Source organism: Anabaena sp. FACHB-595, from assembly GCF_048568275.1.
Taxonomy (GTDB): domain Bacteria; phylum Cyanobacteriota; class Cyanobacteriia; order Cyanobacteriales; family Nostocaceae; genus Trichormus.
Genome location: NZ_CP183473.1, coordinates 6,087,089 through 6,105,735, shown reverse-complemented (window position 1 = coordinate 6,105,735; position 18,647 = coordinate 6,087,089). Strand labels below are relative to the sequence as shown.

Below are 18,647 nucleotides of genomic sequence, written 5' to 3'. Positions count from 1 at the left end.
AACTTTAACGAGGTCAATCTAAGGTATTGGTGATGAGAATTAACTACAAAGAATCAAATCTCTGGTTTCAATTGTTGTTAACAGCATTGACCACTGGCTTGTTCACTTCCACTCTCTCACTACCAACCCTAGCTCAAGTCACATCTGATAACACAACTAACACTACTGTCAACGCCATTGGTGATGATTTTTCTATTCTCAATGGTATTGATAAGGGAAATAATTTATTTCACAGCTTCAGTAATTTCTCTGTGCCGACAGGTGGCAAGGCAACCTTTGATTTAACAAATACGCCAAATATTACAACGATATTTAGCCGAGTCACAGGCGGTAATGTTTCTCAGATAGATGGGTTGATTCGGACGCTCAGTAGCAATAACCCAGTCAGTTTATTTTTGATGAATCCTAACGGGATTGTATTCGGGCCAAATGCCAGCCTAAATATCGGTGGTTCGTTCGTCGGAACAACAGCGAGTAGTATTAAGTTTTCCGATGGGACAGAATTTAGTGCAACTAACTCTGCTGCACTGCCATTATTGACTATGAGTGTACCCGTGGGGTTACAGATGGGAAGTAATGCCGGAGCAATTCAAGTCCAAGGCTCACCAATTCAAGTGCAAGGGCTTCCAGAGTTAGGTTTCGGTTTGTTCTTTGTTAGATTACCAACATTATCAGTGATTCCCAATCAGACTTTAGCTCTTGTGGGTAGTCAGATTGATATTGATAGTGCCAGTATTTCTGCTCCTGATGGACATATCGAATTATGGGCGCTGCAAAGTGGAGAAATTGCCCTAGACAAGGAAACCGGATGGCAACTCACTTCTTCGCCAAATACTGTCAACGGGGGTACAATTACACTTCAACAAACTTCTTTTGTTACTGCGGATGGTAGCAACGGTGGCGCAATCAATATTTGGGGACGGGGATTAACCTTAAAGGATGGCTCGAACATAGGTGCAAAAACATTTGCTGGACAAGGAAAAGGTATTACTATCCACACTACAGAATTTATCGATCTTTTAGGAACCATTGATTTTGTTAACCAACCTCTTTTCGCTGGGATCAGCACTTCCGTAGGCAATTCATTAGGATTATTTGTACTTCCAGGGCCACCAGCAACAGGACAAGCAGGAAATATAACCATCGAAACTGGACGTTTAAAGATGACGAATGGAGCTTGGCTTGTGTCCAGCACTTCTGGTAATAACTCTAGGACTGGAGACATCACCATACACGCTACAGATGTGGATCTATTGGGATATGAAACTTTATTTGGAGCTTCTGCAACTTCAATTGGTAATTTACTTCTATCGGGAAGCAATAATCAGAGTGGACAAGTTACTGTTGATGCTCAAAGGATTCACCTATTCAATGGTGGTCGTATTAGTAGCAGTGTGTTGGGAGGGAATGGTAGAGGAGGAGAAGTCACCATTCGAGCTACCGAGAGTTTAGAGATTCAAGGCGCTAACCCTGTTGGTATATTTAGTGCGGTTCTTGCTTCACTGGAATCTGGGACAACAGGACAAGGAGGACGCATTTCTATCGATACAGGGAATCTCATATTATCAAATGGTGGGGGCATTACTAGTGAGGTAGTAGGTTCTCAAGTAAATTTCTTGGGTCTTTTTATACCAGGAGCAAACGGTACAGCAGGAGATATTGAGATTCGAGCTAAAGATATACAGGTCAGCGAACCGATGATTGATGGATATAGCCAAACTATCACAGGTATCAAAGCCTCTCTGGGCAATGGTTCTACGGGTTCAGGTGGCAACCTTAACCTGACAGCCGATAACCTGCGTGTGTTCAACGGTGGACAAATTACCTCCTCCGCAGATGGTAATGGTGCGGCGGGTAATGTTAATTTGCAAGTCAACAATATTACTGTAGAGGGTATGTCCAAACCCTTAACTGATGGTCGCATTCTCCCAAGCACCATTACGGCAGCTTCTACTACAACCTCTGATGCTGGTTCAGTTAATCTAGTGGCGAATCGGCTCAATGTTCTTAATCATGGGCAAATTTCTGTCAGTAATACAGGTGGTGGCAATTCAGGTAACTTGATCGTGAATGCCAACCGGATTAAGCTGGAGCAAGGAGGCAGTCTGCTTTCAGAAGTTTCTGTAGGCGATCGCGGTAATATTAGTCTAGCTGCTGATGTTCTACTGATGCGTTCTGGCAGTAAAATTAATACTAATGCTACAGGTACAGCCACAGGTGGCAATATCAGTATTCATGCACCGATTATTATTGGTTTAGAAAACAGTGATATTACTGCCAATGCGATTGAAGGGGCTGGTGGTAACATCGATATTCAAACTCAGGGTTTATTTGGACTAAAATTCCGTCCCCAAGCTACCTCCGAAAGTGATATTACAGCCAGTTCTCAATTTGGAGTTAGCGGCACTGTACAAATTAATAACTTTGGTGTTGACCCTAATTCTGGCTTAATTGAACTACCTGGGAATGTTACTGACTCGTCACAACAAATTGCTACAGGTTGTTCAGCAAATACTGGTAGTAGTTTTGTCGCCACAGGCAGGGGCGGAATACCACAAAATCCCACGCAAGATATGAGGAGCGATCGCACTTGGTCTGATATCCGCGACATCTCTGCATTCCAGAACACCCCTTCAATACAAGCACAAATACCCGCACAGCCACAAATTCCCGTCCAAGCTACTTCTTGGCATCGTAATGCTCAAGGTAAAGTTGAGCTAGTCTCTACACTCTCTTCCACATTGCACTTATCACAGTTGACCTGTACTGCTATAGTCGAAAATTAATTAATGTTCCAAAACTTACCAAAATGGGAACAATAGATTGCAGACGAAGAAACAAAAACTGGATTCATGAAATTAACTTTTGTCGGGTTTGGTGTGCTGAGTGTAATCTGGTTATCTGTTGTTTACAACAATAGTGTTCACGCACAAGTAAGTCCCGATAATACCCTCAATACTTCTGTTACGTCCACTACTTCCATAAATGGAAGCAATAGTTACATTATTAACAATGGCACTCGTATTGGGAATAATTTATTTCATAGTTTCAGCCAATTTTCCTTGCCTAGTGGTGGTTCTGCTTCATTTGACAATGCCACTGATATCCAAAATATTTTTAGTCGGGTGACTAGTGGTAATATTTCTAACATTGATGGTGATATTAGTGCCAAGGGTAGTGCCAACTTATTCTTACTCAACCCCGCAGGAATTATTTTTGGGCAAAATGCCAGCTTAAATATTGGTGGTTCATTTATAGCCACAACTGCCAATAGTATCAAGTTTGCCGATGGGACGGAATTTAGTACTGTGCAAGGTGCTGATAAACCTCTGCTGACAATGAACGCACCAGTGGGGTTGCAAATGGGTAGTAATTCTGCTGCTATCAAGGCTCAAGGAAGAGGATATACAAATAGCGGTTTTTTTATCGTTCCAACACCCAACTCGACAGAACTACAAGTGAAACCAGGAAAAACCTTAGCATTGGTAGGCGGTAATTTACAAATAGATGGGTTTATATTGACTGCCCCAGAAGGACGGGTAGAATTGGTTAGTACCAATGGAACTGGGCAAGTTGATTTAATCCCAAATGCACAAGGTTATATGTTGGGTTATGAGAATGGACAAATTTTCGGTTATATTCAATTAGCAGAAAAGTCACTGATAAATGTAAGTGGTGTAAATTCAGGTTCTGTTCGTTTACAAGCCGGAAATATCCGTTTAACAGATGGTTCATTGATACTTGCACAAAATTATGGCTATCTTCCTGGTGGAGAAATTAACCTTCAAGCATCAACAGGAATTGATTTAATTGGCACAAGTAGCGATGGAGAAGTGTTGAGTGGAGTTCGTAGCGAAACTTATGGAATTGGAGCAGGGGGAAATATTGGTATTTTTACGCGAAAATTTACCCTCCAAGAAGGATCTGGTTTAAATAATCTAACTTCGGGAATTGCTCCTGGTGGTAATATTGAAATTGATGCAAAAACAGTTGAAATATCTGGTTTTTCGCAAATAAACCCCAACAGAGTTACTGGTATTAGCACTTTGAGTTTTGCTTCTGGCAGTGCTGGTGATATATTCGTTAATGGTGATAATTTACTAATATCCGGTGGAGCTTCCCTTTCTTCAGTCACATTTGGCAGTGGAAGTAGTGGTAAAATTTCAATTCGCAATCAAAACACCACAGTGGTCGGAAACAGCCCTTCCGGATTTGACAGTGCGATTACTTTAGCTACATTCGCGTTCGGAGATAACAAAGATTTGATATTGAATACTGGCAAATTACAAATTTTAGATGGGGGAAGAATTGGTTCATCTACACTGTTTGCTGGTAACGGGGGAAATGTCAGTATCAATGCAAGTGAAGCGATCGCAATTAGTGGTCGTAATAATAATAACAACAGTGCAATTAATTCTTCTGCAATGCGTCTTAATGCACAGTTGCGTCAATCATCTGACTTTCCAGATATGCTGACGGCAGATGCTGGTAGTCTTAGCATTACAACACCAAATCTGAGCCTGATGGATGGTGCTACTGTGACTGTAACGAGTGAAGGTACTGGTAATGCCGGCAACCTGAATATTACCGCAGATATTATCCAATTAAAAAATCAGGCTTTGATTCAAGCACAGACTGAATCTGGGAATGGTGGAGATATAGACTTAAAAGTGGGAAGTTTGCTGTTAATGCGCGATCGCAGTAAAATGACAACCACAGCAGGCAGTACGGGTAATGGCGGCAATATCAACATTAGTTCACCCACCATTGTCGGCTTAGAAAACAGTGATATCACAGCTAATGCTGTTCGAGGTCAAGGTGGCAATATTAACATCACCACTCAAGGAATTATTGGTTTAGAATACGGTTCTCAACTGACACCAGGAAATGATATTACAGCCAGTTCAGAGTTTGGAGTAAATGGTACAGTACAAGTCAATACCATCGGTGTAGACCCGAATTCGGGTTTAGTTGCATTACCAACAAATTTCACCGATTCATCGCAAAAGATTGCTAGTGGATGTGCAGAGAACAGTGATAGTAGTTTTGTCACTACAGGTAGAGGTGGAACACCGCAAAATCCCAATCAGGAGGTAAGGAGCGATCGCACTTGGTCTGATGTGCGCGACATCTCTGCATACCGGAATACTGGCGCAGTGACAGCACAAATCCCCGAATCTCTGGTTCTTGTCCAAGCCACTGGTTGGCGACGTAATGCTCATGGCAAAATCGAGATACTTGCATATAAATCTCTTACTCAGGTGCAACCACCATTAACCTGTGCGGCGGCGGCTCAAAGTTAATTGGAGTGTTGAGTCAAACAAATATTGTGGGAAACCTAAGTATAAAGTTGTATTGTGGGAAACCTAAGCATAAAGTTGAAATGGAGAAGGGGTGATGAAAGTAACTTCTGTATGCTTGGGTTTAGCCTGTGTGTTCTTAGCTGCGGGAAGGTCTTTACCAGCAACGGCTCAGGTGACTTCTGATGGTACTACAAACACTACTGTCAACCCAAGCAGTAATAATTTTCAGATTATTAACGGTACTGCCAGAGGCAATAATTTATTTCACAGCTTTAGTAATTTCTCTCTACCAAAAGACACTTCAGCAACTTTTGACTTAACAAATACACCAAATATTACAAATATATTTAGCCGAGTTACGGGTGGTAATATTTCTCATATTGATGGACTAATTGAGACTATTAAGAGTAATAATCCGGTAAGTTTGTTTTTAATGAATCCGGCAGGGATTGTGTTTGGTTCCAATGCCTCCTTGAATATTGGCGGGTCGTTTGTAGGAACAACGGCAAATAGTCTTAAGTTCGCTGACGGGACAGAGTTTAGTGCAAATAATCCCAGTTCAATACCATTGCTGACAATGAGTGTTCCAATTGGCTTGCAAATGGGCAGTAATCCCAACCCCATAATAGTTGAAGGCACAGGTCATGCCCTAACCGCGCCCAGTACCGTCGCCCCCATCACTCAAAATCCCAGTGCCTCAGAACTGAGGGTAAAGCCAGGAAAAACCTTGGCACTGGTAGGGGGTAACTTGAATCTCATTGGTGCAACCTTGAATGCACCCGAAGGACGTTTGGAATTGGGAAGTTTAAGCGGAGTGGGAATGGTTAGTTTAAACCCCATCGCTCAGGGTTATCAGTTAAGTTATCAGAGCGGACAAAGCTTTGCAGATATCCAACTTACCCAAAAATCCTTGCTGACTGTAGGAGCATTATTAAGTGCAGGGGCATTGAATGCTGGTTCAGCACAATTACAGGGACGGCACATTCAAATCAGTGATGGATCAATTATATTTTCCAAAAATCTGGGAAATGTTGCTGGGGGTGAAACTTTTTTACAGGCTTCAGAAGGGATTGAGATTTTTGGTACAACTGCCAACGCCCAAATTCGTAGTGGTATCCGCTCTGAAGGGTTAAATACTGGCACAGGTTCATCCATTTATATCATCACTCCCCACTTAACCATCTCACAAGGTGCAGGAGTCAACACCAATGCTTTTGGATCGTCTGCCAGTGGCGATATTCAGATTGATGCCGAGAGAGTGGAGTTATCTGGTTTCTCTCCCATCAATCCTACAGGAGTAACCTCCCTGACTACCTCTTCCCGAACAGCTAAATCAGCAGGCAATCTCTCCATTAACAGTAATAGTCTACTGGTTTCTCAGGGAGCAGCCATCTCTTCACTGGCATTGGCGAGTGGTTCCACGGGACAAGTAACTATTCGCAGTAAAAATACGACTGTCACAGGAGACAATCCGGCAGGACTCTATAGCAACATTAGTGCAATCACTTATGGCACAGGCGAAGCCCAAACCTTAACGTTAGATACGGATCGATTACAACTGCTCAATGGGGGAGCAGTTGCTACCACATCCTTCTTGATTGGTGAAGCTGGAAATTTAAACATTAACGCGAAGGAATCAATTTTGATTGACGGACGCAGTCAAACTAACAATAGCAGTATTAACTCAGCAGTCCTTTCCTCTACGGCATTAATCAAACAATTATTCAATTTGCCAAATATTCTGTCGGCGAATGCCGGAACTGTGAATGTAACCACCCCTACCTTGACGTTAACCAATGGCGGCGCAGTTAGTGTGACTAATGAAGGGACAGGCGATGGGGGTCATATAAACATTACTGCCAATAGGATATTTTTAGATCGTCAAGGTAGCATTCAAGCTCAAACGTTATCGGGTGAGGGAGGTAATATTACCTCACAAGTCAGTGATCTGTTGTTACTACGTCACAATAGCTTGATTAGTGCGACATCCGGGGGTACTGGTAATGGCGGCAATATTAGCATTAATGCTCCTGTGATCGCTGGGCTAGAAAACAGTGACATTATTGCTAATGCAGTGAAAGGAAGAGGCGGCAATATTGATATCAGCACTCAAGGTATTATTGGTCTAGCATTCCACAATACTCTTACCCCAAGAGTTGACCAGACCAACGACATCACAGCCAGTTCCGAATTTAATATTAATGGCACGGTAAAAATTAATAACATTGGTGTTGATCCCAATTCTGGTTTAGTTGAATTACCAGAAAATATAACCGACCCATCGCAGCAAATTGCGACAGGTTGTTCTAACACCTTTGGTAGTAGTTTTGTCGCCACTGGAAGAGGGGGAATACCGCAAAATCCCACACAGGACGTGAGGAGCGATCGCACTTGGTCTGATACTCGTGATATCTCTGCATTCCAGAACAGACCACAAATACAAGCACAAATACAGAAATCCCCAGAAACACTCGTCCAAGCCACAGGTTGGCGACGTAACGCTAATGGCAAAATTGAGTTAAGAGTCGCTCAATCACCTGCTCATGTGCCATCGCCATCATACTTAACTTGTGCTGCCGTTTCCCAAAATTAACTGTCCTGAATCTCCACAAGTGAGGGTTAGAAGTATCTATCTGAAGGGAATCATAAGCATAAATCATTAAGTATCACAGACATAAGTGATGAAAGTAAGTTCTGTTGGTTTAGTTTTACTCAATCAATTGTCATTAGGTTTCATGCTGATTTGGTGTCATACTGCTCATGCTCAGGTGACATCTGATGGTACGACTAACACCATTGTTAACCCCAGTGGCAATAATTTCCATATTCTTGATGGTATTGAAAAAGGTAATAATTTATTCCATAGTTTTAGTAATTTTTCTGTGCCAACTGGTGGTTCAGCCACTTTTGATGTTACTAATACACCAAATATTACAACTATATTTAGTCGGGTAACAGGTGGGAATATTTCTCAGATTGATGGCTTGATTCAAACTCTTGGTGGTAATCATCAAGTGAGTTTGTTTTTAATGAATCCCAACGGGATTATGTTTGGGCAAAATGCCAAGTTGGATATTGGTGGTTCGTTTGTGGGGACGACGGCAAATAGTATCAAGTTTACCGATGGCACAGAGTTTAGTGCCATCAATCCCATTAGTCCACCATTATTAACGATGAGTGTACCCATTGGTTTACAGATGGGGTCTAGTGCCAGTTCCATTACGGTACAAGCCAGACCATTACAAGTGGATACGGGGCAAAGTTTGGTATTATTGGGAGGCGACATTGACCTCAATGGTACGGGCAATGCAAGACTTCTAGCAAGAGATGGGCAGGTGATACTTGGCAGTGTTGCATCTGAGAATTTTGTTCCCTTTAGCTTCAGTAACGCCCGATTTAACTTTGATTTTAGCGGCATTCCCACCTTCCAAACAGTGCAACTACGAAATGGATTTACTGTAGATGTGAATGGCTCTAGGGGAGGCAATATTCAGATTCATGGGCAACAAGTCAATATAACGGGGAATTCTCAATTAATGGCCAACAGCACAGGCAAAACAGCCGATGGGGAAGGGGTTGTGGTGCGTGCCTCTGATGCCTTAAACATTATAAATAGTGAAATACGAGTGCGATTGACCGCAGATGCTCAAGGGCGGGGTGGAAACATCACACTGGCTGCTCCTGTTATGCAAATCACAGGCAATTCCAACATCGCAACCAACTTAAGAGGAAATGAAACCTTTGGTACATTAGGACTAGACAAGGGTAGCAATATTACCATCACATCTCAGGATTTTTTGCTACTTGGCAATGCTACCTCAAGAACTGGTAATGGATCTGCCAGGATCACAACCCAGGGTCAAGGAGGTGTTGGTCGTGTAGGGGATATCAGAATTACAGCTGATCGTGTCCGCCTTTTGAATAACGCCCGTGTCATTACAGATGTAACCAGCACTCCAGTAGGTGGAAAAGCCCAGGCAGGAGACGTGGTTGTGAATGCAGGGGATGTGGAAATCAGTGGCTCTAGCTCCTCACAGATCAATAGTTGGATTTCATCCACACTCGAACGGGAGACATCTGGATGGGGGGGCAATATTGAGATCAATGCCAGTCGCTCCGTCCGGCTTTCTGACAGTGGAACTATTCGGGCAGATAGTTTTGGTAATGGCAACGCCAGTAATATTACCATACGCACCCCAGACCTAGAAATTGTGGGGACTAACGGACTGTCTCGGCAATCTCGTATCTCCTCGTCCACGGCAATATTTGCTGCTGCTCCAGGCTTTCAGGCAGGAGATATCCAAATTGAAACACAGCGACTAAGATTGCTGGATGGTGGTTCGTTGCTAGTCAGTAGTGAGACAAAAAGCTCTAGTGGTAGCATCAACATTAAAGCTACAGAATCTGTAGAGGTGATAGGGGCAGCACTCGATGACAGGGGAGGATGGAGAATCAGTGGGATTGATGCCAGTAGCCGGGGAGAACCCTTACCCAATGGTGATCCGGGGGATATTTCCCGCATTAATATTACAACGGATACACTGCGAGTTCTCAACAGTGGCGCAATTAAATCTTCTGTGACAGGCGATCGCATTGGTGGTGATATCAGTATTAATGCCCATACCATTGAAGTTGGTGGTCGAGCAGTACATAGCGAAACGATGCCAACTAGCCAAATATCCTCTGCGGCAAGCAATCCCTTGACACCCGGAGCAGGCATTGCTGGTAATATATCGTTGACGACTAATCGGTTATTTGTCCGGGATGGTGGATTAATTTCGGTCAGTGGGCAAGACCAAGCACAAGCCGGAAATCTGCAAATCACAGCCGCACAAAGTATTAACCTAGCTCAAAATAGTAGTTTGAGTGCGGTATCAAGTGTGGGCGATGGTGGCAATATCAATATCGATCTCAACTCATCAGGATTGCTATACCTGCGGGATATGAGCCAAATCAGCACCGAAGCAGAGGGCAATGGTAATGGTGGCAATATCAACATCAATCATGCTTTGTTTGTGCTGGGATTAGAAAATAGCGATATCGTCGCCAATGCTTTCCAAGGTCGCGGCGGCAACATTAATATCACCACTCAAGGCATCATTGGTTTAGAATTCCGCAACACCCTCACCCCCAGAGAAGACATCACCAACGACATTACAGCTAGTTCCCAATTTAGTGTCAACGGCACAGTGCAAATTAATAATGTGGGGATTGACCCCAATTCGGGTGTAGTAGAACTACCCACAAATGTTAGCGATCCATCACAACAAATTGCTAATGCTTGTGATAGCAATCAGGGTAGTAGTTTTATAGCTACCGGACGGGGTGGGATACCGCAAAATCCTATGCAGGAAGTAAGGAGCGATCGCACTTGGTCTGATACTCGTGATATATCTGCATTCCAAAACACACCACAAATACAAGCACAAACACCTATACAACCACAAATTCCTATCCAAGCAACTTCTTGGCATCGTAACACCCAAGGCAAAATAGAATTAATTGCCGATAAATCTTCTGTGAATTTACAACCATCATTAACTTGTGCTGCTGTTAATAAAAGCTGAAAAAACTCATCGTAAAATTACACAGCTACCCCAATAGCAAAATTTACCTTGGGAATACTAGATACAAGGTAAATAATTACAAGTTTGGCTGATGAAAATAACTTTTGCTAACCTAAGCTTACTTAGTGCAATCTACATCTTAGTTATTGGCAACATTAGTGTTCACGCACAAGTAACACCCGACAACACCCTCAATACTTCTGTGAGCGGTAGTAATCATTACAGCATCACCAACGGTACTCGTGTTGGTAATAATTTATTTCATAGCTTTAGCCAATTTTCTATTCCTAACAATGGCTCTGCCTTGTTTGACAACGCTTCAGATGTCCAAAATATTTTTAGTCGAGTGACTGGTGGTCATGTTTCTACCATTAATGGTTCTATCAATGCCAAGGGAAGTGCCAATGTATTTTTAATCAACCCAAATGGGATTATTTTCGGAGCTAATGCCAGGTTAAATATTGGTGGATCGTTTGTCGGTACAACAGCTAACAGCATTCAGTTTCTTGATGGAGTTGAGTTTAGTGCCACCAATCCTACAATATCTCCTTTGTTAACCATCAATATACCTCTCGGTTTGCAGTTTGGGCAGAATCCTAGTGCCATTCAAGTTCAAGCATCTGGAACTCAACTTCAAGTACCCACAGGAAAAACTTTAGCACTTATAGGAGGAGATATATTTGTAGACAGTCGTAATCTTTCCACTTCTCAAGGACGAATTGAATTCGGTGCAGTTGGGGAGGGGACTGTTAGCCTTACTCCCAATAATTTAGGTTGGAGTTTAGGTTATCAAGATGTTCAAAGTTTTGGGAATATTGACCTATCTAACCAAACTTTACTGTCAACAGGTGGCAATGGTGAAATTCATTTATGGGGGGCTAATGTCTCTTTGAGTGGGGGTTCTCGTGTATCGATTCAAAACATGACAAATGTCCAAACTCCGGGCAAAATTTCAGTCCATGCTACAAAACTACTAACGGTCACTGGTGATAATCCCAGTGGTACTACTACTAGTGCAGTACGAGCAGGAGCGATCGGTACTGGGATGGTAGGCAATATTGAAATATCCACACGAGACCTGATGGCCAATAATGGTGGTATTATTCTGACCAGTAACATTAGTAATTCCGTAGGCGGAGGCAATATTACTGTTAATGCCTCTGGCAATATTCAAGTAGCAGGAGTAGGAAAGATATCAACTAATCGTAGTGGTATTTCTGGACTGACTTTTCTTTCTGGAAAGGGTGGAGATGTGAGCGTAGTTGCGAATCGCTTAGAAATTCTTGATGGTTCTGTAGTCACGACCTCTACAATTGGAACAGGTGCGGCAGGAAATGTGACAGTCAAGGCCACAGAATCTATTGAATTAGCCGGAGTTGAAACCGTCTCCACAAGTTTTGCACCCAGTTCCCTAAGTTCTTCAACTCTTGCTGCTGGTAATTCTGGCAATTTGATTGTGAATACAGCTAGATTATCAGTTCAAAGTGGGGCGAGAGTGGAAGCTTCTTCCTACGCCAGTGGGAAAGCCGGAAATGTCACTCTCCATGCCACAGAATCAATAGAAGTTGCTGGCAAGCCCAGACAATCATTCTTAATTCCCAGTTTTATAGGTTCATCAACAGTTCAACAAGCCGGTACATCAAGAGTTTTGACTGGAAATAGTGGAGATGTACAAATTACCACTCAGCAATTGAAGGTTGCTAATAGTGGATTAATTAATGTTAGAAATGATGGTCGAGGTAATGCTGGAATGGTAAAAATAAATGTCAATTCTCTAGTGTTGAATACTCAAGGTGCTATTACTGCTGTCACACAAATGGGAGAAGGGGGCAACATTGATGTTAATACCCAAACCCTATTGATGCGTCATAATAGTGCCATTAACGCTACATCAAATGCAATTGGTGATGGTGGTAATATCACTATTAATTCGCCTATCATTGTAGGTTTAGAAAACAGTGATATCATTGCCAATGCTGTCCACGGAAAAGGGGGCAATATTCAAATCACAACTCAGGGAATTATCGGCTTACAATATAGTCCTCAACTCACTTCCGAAAATGATATTACTGCTAGTTCTCAATTTGGTGTGAACGGTACAGTTGAAGTAAATAATATTGGTGTTGATCCCAAATCCGGTTTAATCCAATTGCCGGCCAATATCACCGATCAATCACAACAAATTGCTAGTGGTTGTTCTAATACTACTGGTAGTAGTTTTGTCGCCACAGGCAGGGGTGGAATACCACAAAATCCCACACAAGAAATGAGGAGCGATCGCACTTGGTCTGACATTCGTGATATATCTGCATTCCAGAACAGACCACAAATACAATCACAAACACCCACACAGCCACAAATTCTCATCCAAGCTACTTCCTGGCATCGTAATACCCAAGGCAAAATTGAATTAGTTGCAGAGCAATCTTCTACTCAGGCACAACTATCTTTAACCTGTGCAGCAATTTCCAAAAGTTAGTTACACATCCGACAAGGTTAGCAAAATCATCTTTTGGGAATACTACTTACAGGGTAGAAAATGGAAATAGCTTGATGAAAGTAACTTTTACGGTCTTTGGTGTAATCGGCGGAATGTTCATAAGCGTTATTGGCAGCAGTTGTGTTAACGCTCAAGTTATTCCCGATGGAACTCTCAACACCGATGTTTCTCAAAGTGCTAATCATTTCACTATCACTAATGGCAACCGTGTTGGGAATAATCTGTTTCACAGTTTACAGCAATTCTCAATTTCCACCAATGGCTCTGCTTTCTTCGACAATGCTTTAGATATCCAAAATATTTTTAGTCGTGTGACGGGCAGTAGTATTTCTCATATTGATGGTTTAATTCAAGCTAATGGTAGTGCCAATTTATTTTTACTCAATCCCAATGGAATTATTTTTGGCTCTAATGCCAGGTTAAATATTGGTGGGTCTTTTCTAGGAACGACAGCCGATAGTATTAACTTTAGCGATGGCTTTATCTTTAGTACAACTGATACAACCACACCTTCTTTGCTCACGATGAGCGTACCCATTGGCTTACAGATGGGACAAAATTCAGGTAGCATTCAAGTCCAAGGACAAGGACACAATCTTCTCCACCCCACCAATTTTTTAGCCCCAGTGACTCGTGATCCACAACTTGGTGGTTTGCGCCTGTTTCCAGGGAAAACATTAGCCCTCTTGGGTAATGGTATTCAATTGGATGCAGGGGTGTTAATTGCTGAAAGCGGACATATTGAACTGGGAAGCATGACAGCAGGAACAGTTCATCTCAATACTAATACTCCTATTTGGAAATTTGACTATCATTCTGGTCAAATTTTATCAGATATCTATCTCACTCGCGCTGCTCTCATCGATACAAGTGGTAATCCTGGAGGTTCGATTCATCTTCAAGGAAAAGATATTCACATTCAAAATAGTTCTAGTGTATTTATTCAACATCAAGGACAGCAACGCCCAGGTAGCATCAAAATTAACGCAGATTTATTAGCAATGAGTGGTGCATTGCCGCAAAAAAATCCAAGTTTCATTTTGTCTGAAAATCTGGGTAGTGGATATGGGGCGAATATAGATGTTTCAGCTAGGCAGTTGATTGTGCAGGATGGGGGCGGAATTTTATCCACAACCTATACAAATGGGGGGAAAGGCGGCGATATTACTGTCACTGCCGCAGAATCAATCCAAATTATAGGTTTTTCTCCTATTAATTTTCGTGCTAGTGGCATTAATAGCCCATCTTTCCCAGGAGGAGGAAAGGGTGGAAATATTTCGATCGCCACTAGAGATTTAATTGTGAAAGAAGGGGGAACGATTACATCACTGGTTGAAGGAGGAGGTAGTGGCGGTAATATTCACATGACCGCAGATATAATTTCTCTATTTGGTGAAAATCCAGGATCAGGTGGAGCATCCGCTATTGCTACATCGACCTTTTTCGGGGGAGATGGCGGTGTAATAACTATTAATACCAGACAATTAATACTGAGAGCATCTGGCGTAATTTCTGCTAGCACTTCTGATACTGGTAATGCGGGTGATTTAACTATTTATGCTAGTGAATCTGTGGAAGTTGATGGTTCTAATTCCGTGTTGCGGGATCATAGTCGTATTACTGCATCAGGGCAAAGATTTCGACCCAGGTATTTACAAAATAGAGGTTTGTCAGCATTTCCTAGTGGCAATGGCGGAAATTTAACTATTATCTCTCCCACTATTAAAGTTAGTAATGAGGGCTATATCGCGGCGGAAAATATAGGTAGTGGCAATGGTGGATATTTACAAATTCAAACCGACTCGCTCTTGTTAGAGCAACAAGGTCAAATTAGAACTGCTGCTGCATCCGGGCAAGGCGGTTCTCTAGGACTGATTGTAGGAGATATTCTCCTGATGCGCCACAACAGTCTCATCAGTGCTAGAGCTGGAAATAATGGTAATGGGGGCAACATTACTGTTATTTCTCCCTTAATTGTCGGACTAGAAAACAGTGATATTATTGCCAATGCCGTTGCAGGAAATGGAGGCAAAATTCAAATTACCACTCAAGGTTTATTGGGCTTAGAATTTCGTGATGGCGAAACTTCCGAAAGTGATATTACTGCCAGTTCTCAATTTGGGGTAAGTGGTACAGTTCAAATTAATAATGTCGGTGTTGATCCTAATTCCGGTTTAGTAGAATTACCGGAGAATGTGACTGATCCATCACAGCAAATAGCTACTGGTTGTTCTAATACTAATAGTAGTAGTTTTGTCGCCACTGGTAGGGGTGGTGTGCCGCAAAATCCTACACAGGAAGTGAGGAGCGATCGCACTTGGTCTGATACTCGTGATATATCTGCATTCCAAAACACACCACAAATACAAGCACAAACACCTATACAACCACAAATTCCTATCCAAGCAACTTCTTGGCATCGTAACACCCAAGGCAAAATAGAATTAATTGCCGATAAATCTTCCGTGAATTTACAGTCATCATTAACTTGTACTGCTTTTCATAAAGGCTAAAAAGAACTCACCATAACATTACAAACTTCCTCAACTTGTAGCATTTTGCTTGGGAAAACTATACACAGGCTAGAAAATTAGAGATAAGTTGATGCAACTAAATTTTACTGGTTTAGCCTTAATTGGCACAATCTTCATATCTGCTATTGATAACAGTAGTGTTCACGCTCAAGTTATTCCTGATCCCACTCTCAACACCACTGTGACTGGTAGTAATCATTTCACCATCACCAATGGTAGCCGGGTAGGTAATAATTTATTTCATAGCTTCAGCCAATTCTCGTTTCCTATCAACGGTTCGGCATTTTTCAACAATGCCGCAGATATACAGAATATTTTTAGTAGAGTAACAGGTGGCACTGTCTCCAACATTGATGGTCTAATTAGAGCCAATGGTAGTGCTAATTTATTTTTGCTCAATCCCAGTGGGATTATTTTTGGCAAAAATGCAAGTTTGAAAATTGGTGGTTCGTTTGTTGCTACTACTGCTGAAAGTATTAAATTTGCTGATGGATTTAAGTTTAGTGCTACAAGTCCACTGGATTCAGCTTTACTCACCTTGAGCGTGCCGATTGGTTTGCAAATGGGCAGCAGTCCCAGTTCAATTAACGTTTATGGGTCAAAATTAGCAATTCCCGCGAGAAACACATTTGCACTAGTAGGAAATAACTTAACTTTTGACCAGAGTACAATTACTGCTACCGATGGCAGAGTTGAATTAGGGAGCGTTGCAGCAAATAATATTGTGGGACTGTCTGCAAACACTACTGGATTCAGCTTAGATTTCAATACTGTGGCTCAGTTCCAAGATATTAACTTTAGCAATGTAGCCAAGGTTGATACCAGTGGAAACCAAGGTGGGGCGATCGCTCTCCATGGGCAAAAAATAACTTTGTCTGGTTCTTCAACTATCACTTCCCACACTTTAGGCACAAGTTCAGGACAAGGTATTCTAGTCAAAGCCTCTGAATCCCTTGAACTTATTGGTCGCTCATCCCTTTCTAACACTGCAATTGCTACTCACTCTCAACCAACAGCTAGGGGACGGGGTGGTGATATAACAATTGAAACACCTCTTCTTAGTGTTTTAAATGGCGCACAAATTAACACCCGTACCAATGGAATTGGAGATTCCGGCAATATTACAGTTAAAGCTACAACTGTTAATGTGATTGGGGAAGCCATCCATGCGCCGACAAAGCAGCGATTTAGCGTCAGTACACTAGCATCTAATACGATGAATGGTTCCCAAGGTCGAGGTGGTAATGTCACGATTGATGCCACCCAAGTCAATATTCGGGACGGTGGTGAATTACGCGCTACTGCTAGAGGAACTGGTGATGGTGGCAATATTATTGTCACAGCCAAGAACTTAAGTGTGACAGGTGAAACTGCAACAGGTGAACCTGCATTTTTGACGGGGATGAGTACCAGTATCCGTGAATTTGCCACAGGTAGGGGTGGAGATATAATTCTCAATGTCGGTAAACTAGAGGTCTTAAACGGCCCTGGTATTCGGACTGGTACTTATGGTGAAGGTACATCAGGTAACATTATTGTTAATGCTGACGAAGTAATTTTGGGTGGCAGTTCGTCAACTGGAGTTGCCACACGATTTTTCGCATCAACAAATGGTAACTACGATTTCTCTACTGACAAACTGATTAGTCTGGGTCAGGGACAAGGTGGCGACATTACTTTTAATGTTGGTAAGCTCAACTTACTGGACGGAGGGCGAATTTCCACCTCAACTGAAACCTATGGTAAAGCCGGAAATATTGCTATTCAAGCCAATTCCATCAATATTGCAGGTGTGAGTCAAGTACCAAGTGGGCAACTGCTTTACTCTCTGGATGCTACTGGCCCAAGTGGGTTGTATGCCTCCTCTACAGGCCCTGGTGTTGCGGGTTCCGTATATGTAACGACAAAAGATTTGAGTCTTAGCGATCGCACCGAAATTGTAGTTAGCGGCAAAGGCACAGGAAATGCCGGCAATATGCTCATTCAGGCTAATTATTTGAAGTTGGATCTAGCTAGCAAACTTCGTTCTGAAGCCAATGCAGGCGAAGGAGGTAATATTGATCTGCAAGTGCGCGATGTCTTACTGATGCGTAATGGCAGTTTCATCAGTGCAGAGGCAGTTGGTAATGGCGGTAATATTAAAATTACAGCCCCAAATATTGTCGGTTTAGAAAACAGTGATGTTATTGCCAATGCCGTCCAAGGAAGGGGCGGTAATATTCATATTGCAACTCAGGGAATCATTGGGTTGCAGTATCGCAATCTTCTCAATCCTAGAGAAGTTTTGACAAATGACATTACTGCTAGTTCCCAATTCAATGTCAATGGCACTGTGCAAATAAATAATATTGGTGTCGATCCAAATTCTGGGTTAGTAGAATTATCAGAAAATCTCACCGACCCATCTCAACAAATCGCTAGTGGTTGTTCTAATAATACTGGTAGTAGCTTTGTTGCCACAGGCAAGGGTGGTGTGCCACAAAATCCTATGCAGGAAATGAGGAGCGATCGCACTTGGTCAGACATCCGCGATATCTCTGCATTCCACAAAACAGAATTAGTACAAGTACAAGCACAAACACCAAAATCTCCAGAATTACTGCTGCAAGCTAATTCCTGGCGACGTAATGCTAACGGCAAAATTGAATTAACTGCCAATCAATCTCCGACTCAGGTACAAACAGCCTTAACCTGTGCATCTGTACCTCAAAATAAATTAATGTTGTAAAGTTTACTAAGCTGG

The 18,647-nt window shown here is 42.3% G+C and carries 7 protein-coding genes; all 7 read left to right on the top strand.

All coding sequences use genetic code 11. From position 1 onward, the window contains the following. Positions 1-32: 32 nt before the first annotated feature. The 7 genes from ACN222_RS25530 to ACN222_RS25500 all read left to right on the top strand — a co-directional run bounded on the left by ACN222_RS25530 (position 33) and on the right by ACN222_RS25500 (position 18,632). A complete protein-coding gene (locus ACN222_RS25530; RefSeq protein ID WP_044522498.1) occupies positions 33-2,786 on the top strand; it encodes a filamentous hemagglutinin N-terminal domain-containing protein in 2,754 nt (917 codons plus the stop codon). 66 nt (positions 2,787-2,852) lie between these two features. Further along, complete coding sequence (locus ACN222_RS25525; RefSeq protein ID WP_010999239.1) at positions 2,853-5,303, top strand: beta strand repeat-containing protein; 2,451 nt, start codon at positions 2,853-2,855, stop codon at positions 5,301-5,303. A gap of 94 nt (positions 5,304-5,397) precedes the next feature. Then, positions 5,398-7,896 carry a beta strand repeat-containing protein gene (locus ACN222_RS25520; protein ID WP_044522495.1) on the top strand — a complete coding sequence of 833 codons (2,499 nt, stop codon included), beginning with the start codon at positions 5,398-5,400 and terminating at the stop codon, positions 7,894-7,896. Positions 7,897-7,984: 88 nt separating this feature from the next. Further along, positions 7,985-10,870 (top strand): filamentous hemagglutinin N-terminal domain-containing protein, encoded by a 2,886-nt coding sequence (locus ACN222_RS25515; RefSeq protein ID WP_049942513.1) that lies wholly within the window; start codon positions 7,985-7,987, stop codon positions 10,868-10,870. A 91-nt stretch (positions 10,871-10,961) separates the two neighbouring features. Continuing rightward, on the top strand, positions 10,962-13,349 hold the full coding sequence (locus ACN222_RS25510) for a filamentous hemagglutinin N-terminal domain-containing protein (protein ID WP_010999236.1): 2,388 nt from the start codon (positions 10,962-10,964) through the stop codon (positions 13,347-13,349). A gap of 74 nt (positions 13,350-13,423) precedes the next feature. Further along, positions 13,424-15,883 (top strand): filamentous hemagglutinin N-terminal domain-containing protein, encoded by a 2,460-nt coding sequence (locus tag ACN222_RS25505; RefSeq protein WP_044522492.1) that lies wholly within the window; start codon positions 13,424-13,426, stop codon positions 15,881-15,883. A 91-nt stretch (positions 15,884-15,974) separates the two neighbouring features. Continuing rightward, on the top strand, positions 15,975-18,632 hold the full coding sequence (locus ACN222_RS25500) for a filamentous hemagglutinin N-terminal domain-containing protein (RefSeq protein WP_010999233.1): 2,658 nt from the start codon (positions 15,975-15,977) through the stop codon (positions 18,630-18,632). Positions 18,633-18,647 lie beyond the last annotated feature (15 nt).

What these genes read in the sequence shown, in the direction of transcription:
- ACN222_RS25530 (WP_044522498.1), top strand. Translation starts at nt 33, where the DNA reads ATGAGAATTAACTACAAAGAATCAAATCTCTGGTTTCAATTGTTGTTA.
- ACN222_RS25525 (WP_010999239.1), top strand. Translation starts at nt 2,853, where the DNA reads ATGAAATTAACTTTTGTCGGGTTTGGTGTGCTGAGTGTAATCTGGTTA.
- ACN222_RS25520 (WP_044522495.1), top strand. Translation starts at nt 5,398, where the DNA reads ATGAAAGTAACTTCTGTATGCTTGGGTTTAGCCTGTGTGTTCTTAGCT.
- ACN222_RS25515 (WP_049942513.1), top strand. Translation starts at nt 7,985, where the DNA reads ATGAAAGTAAGTTCTGTTGGTTTAGTTTTACTCAATCAATTGTCATTA.
- ACN222_RS25510 (WP_010999236.1), top strand. Translation starts at nt 10,962, where the DNA reads ATGAAAATAACTTTTGCTAACCTAAGCTTACTTAGTGCAATCTACATC.
- ACN222_RS25505 (WP_044522492.1), top strand. Translation starts at nt 13,424, where the DNA reads ATGAAAGTAACTTTTACGGTCTTTGGTGTAATCGGCGGAATGTTCATA.
- ACN222_RS25500 (WP_010999233.1), top strand. Translation starts at nt 15,975, where the DNA reads ATGCAACTAAATTTTACTGGTTTAGCCTTAATTGGCACAATCTTCATA.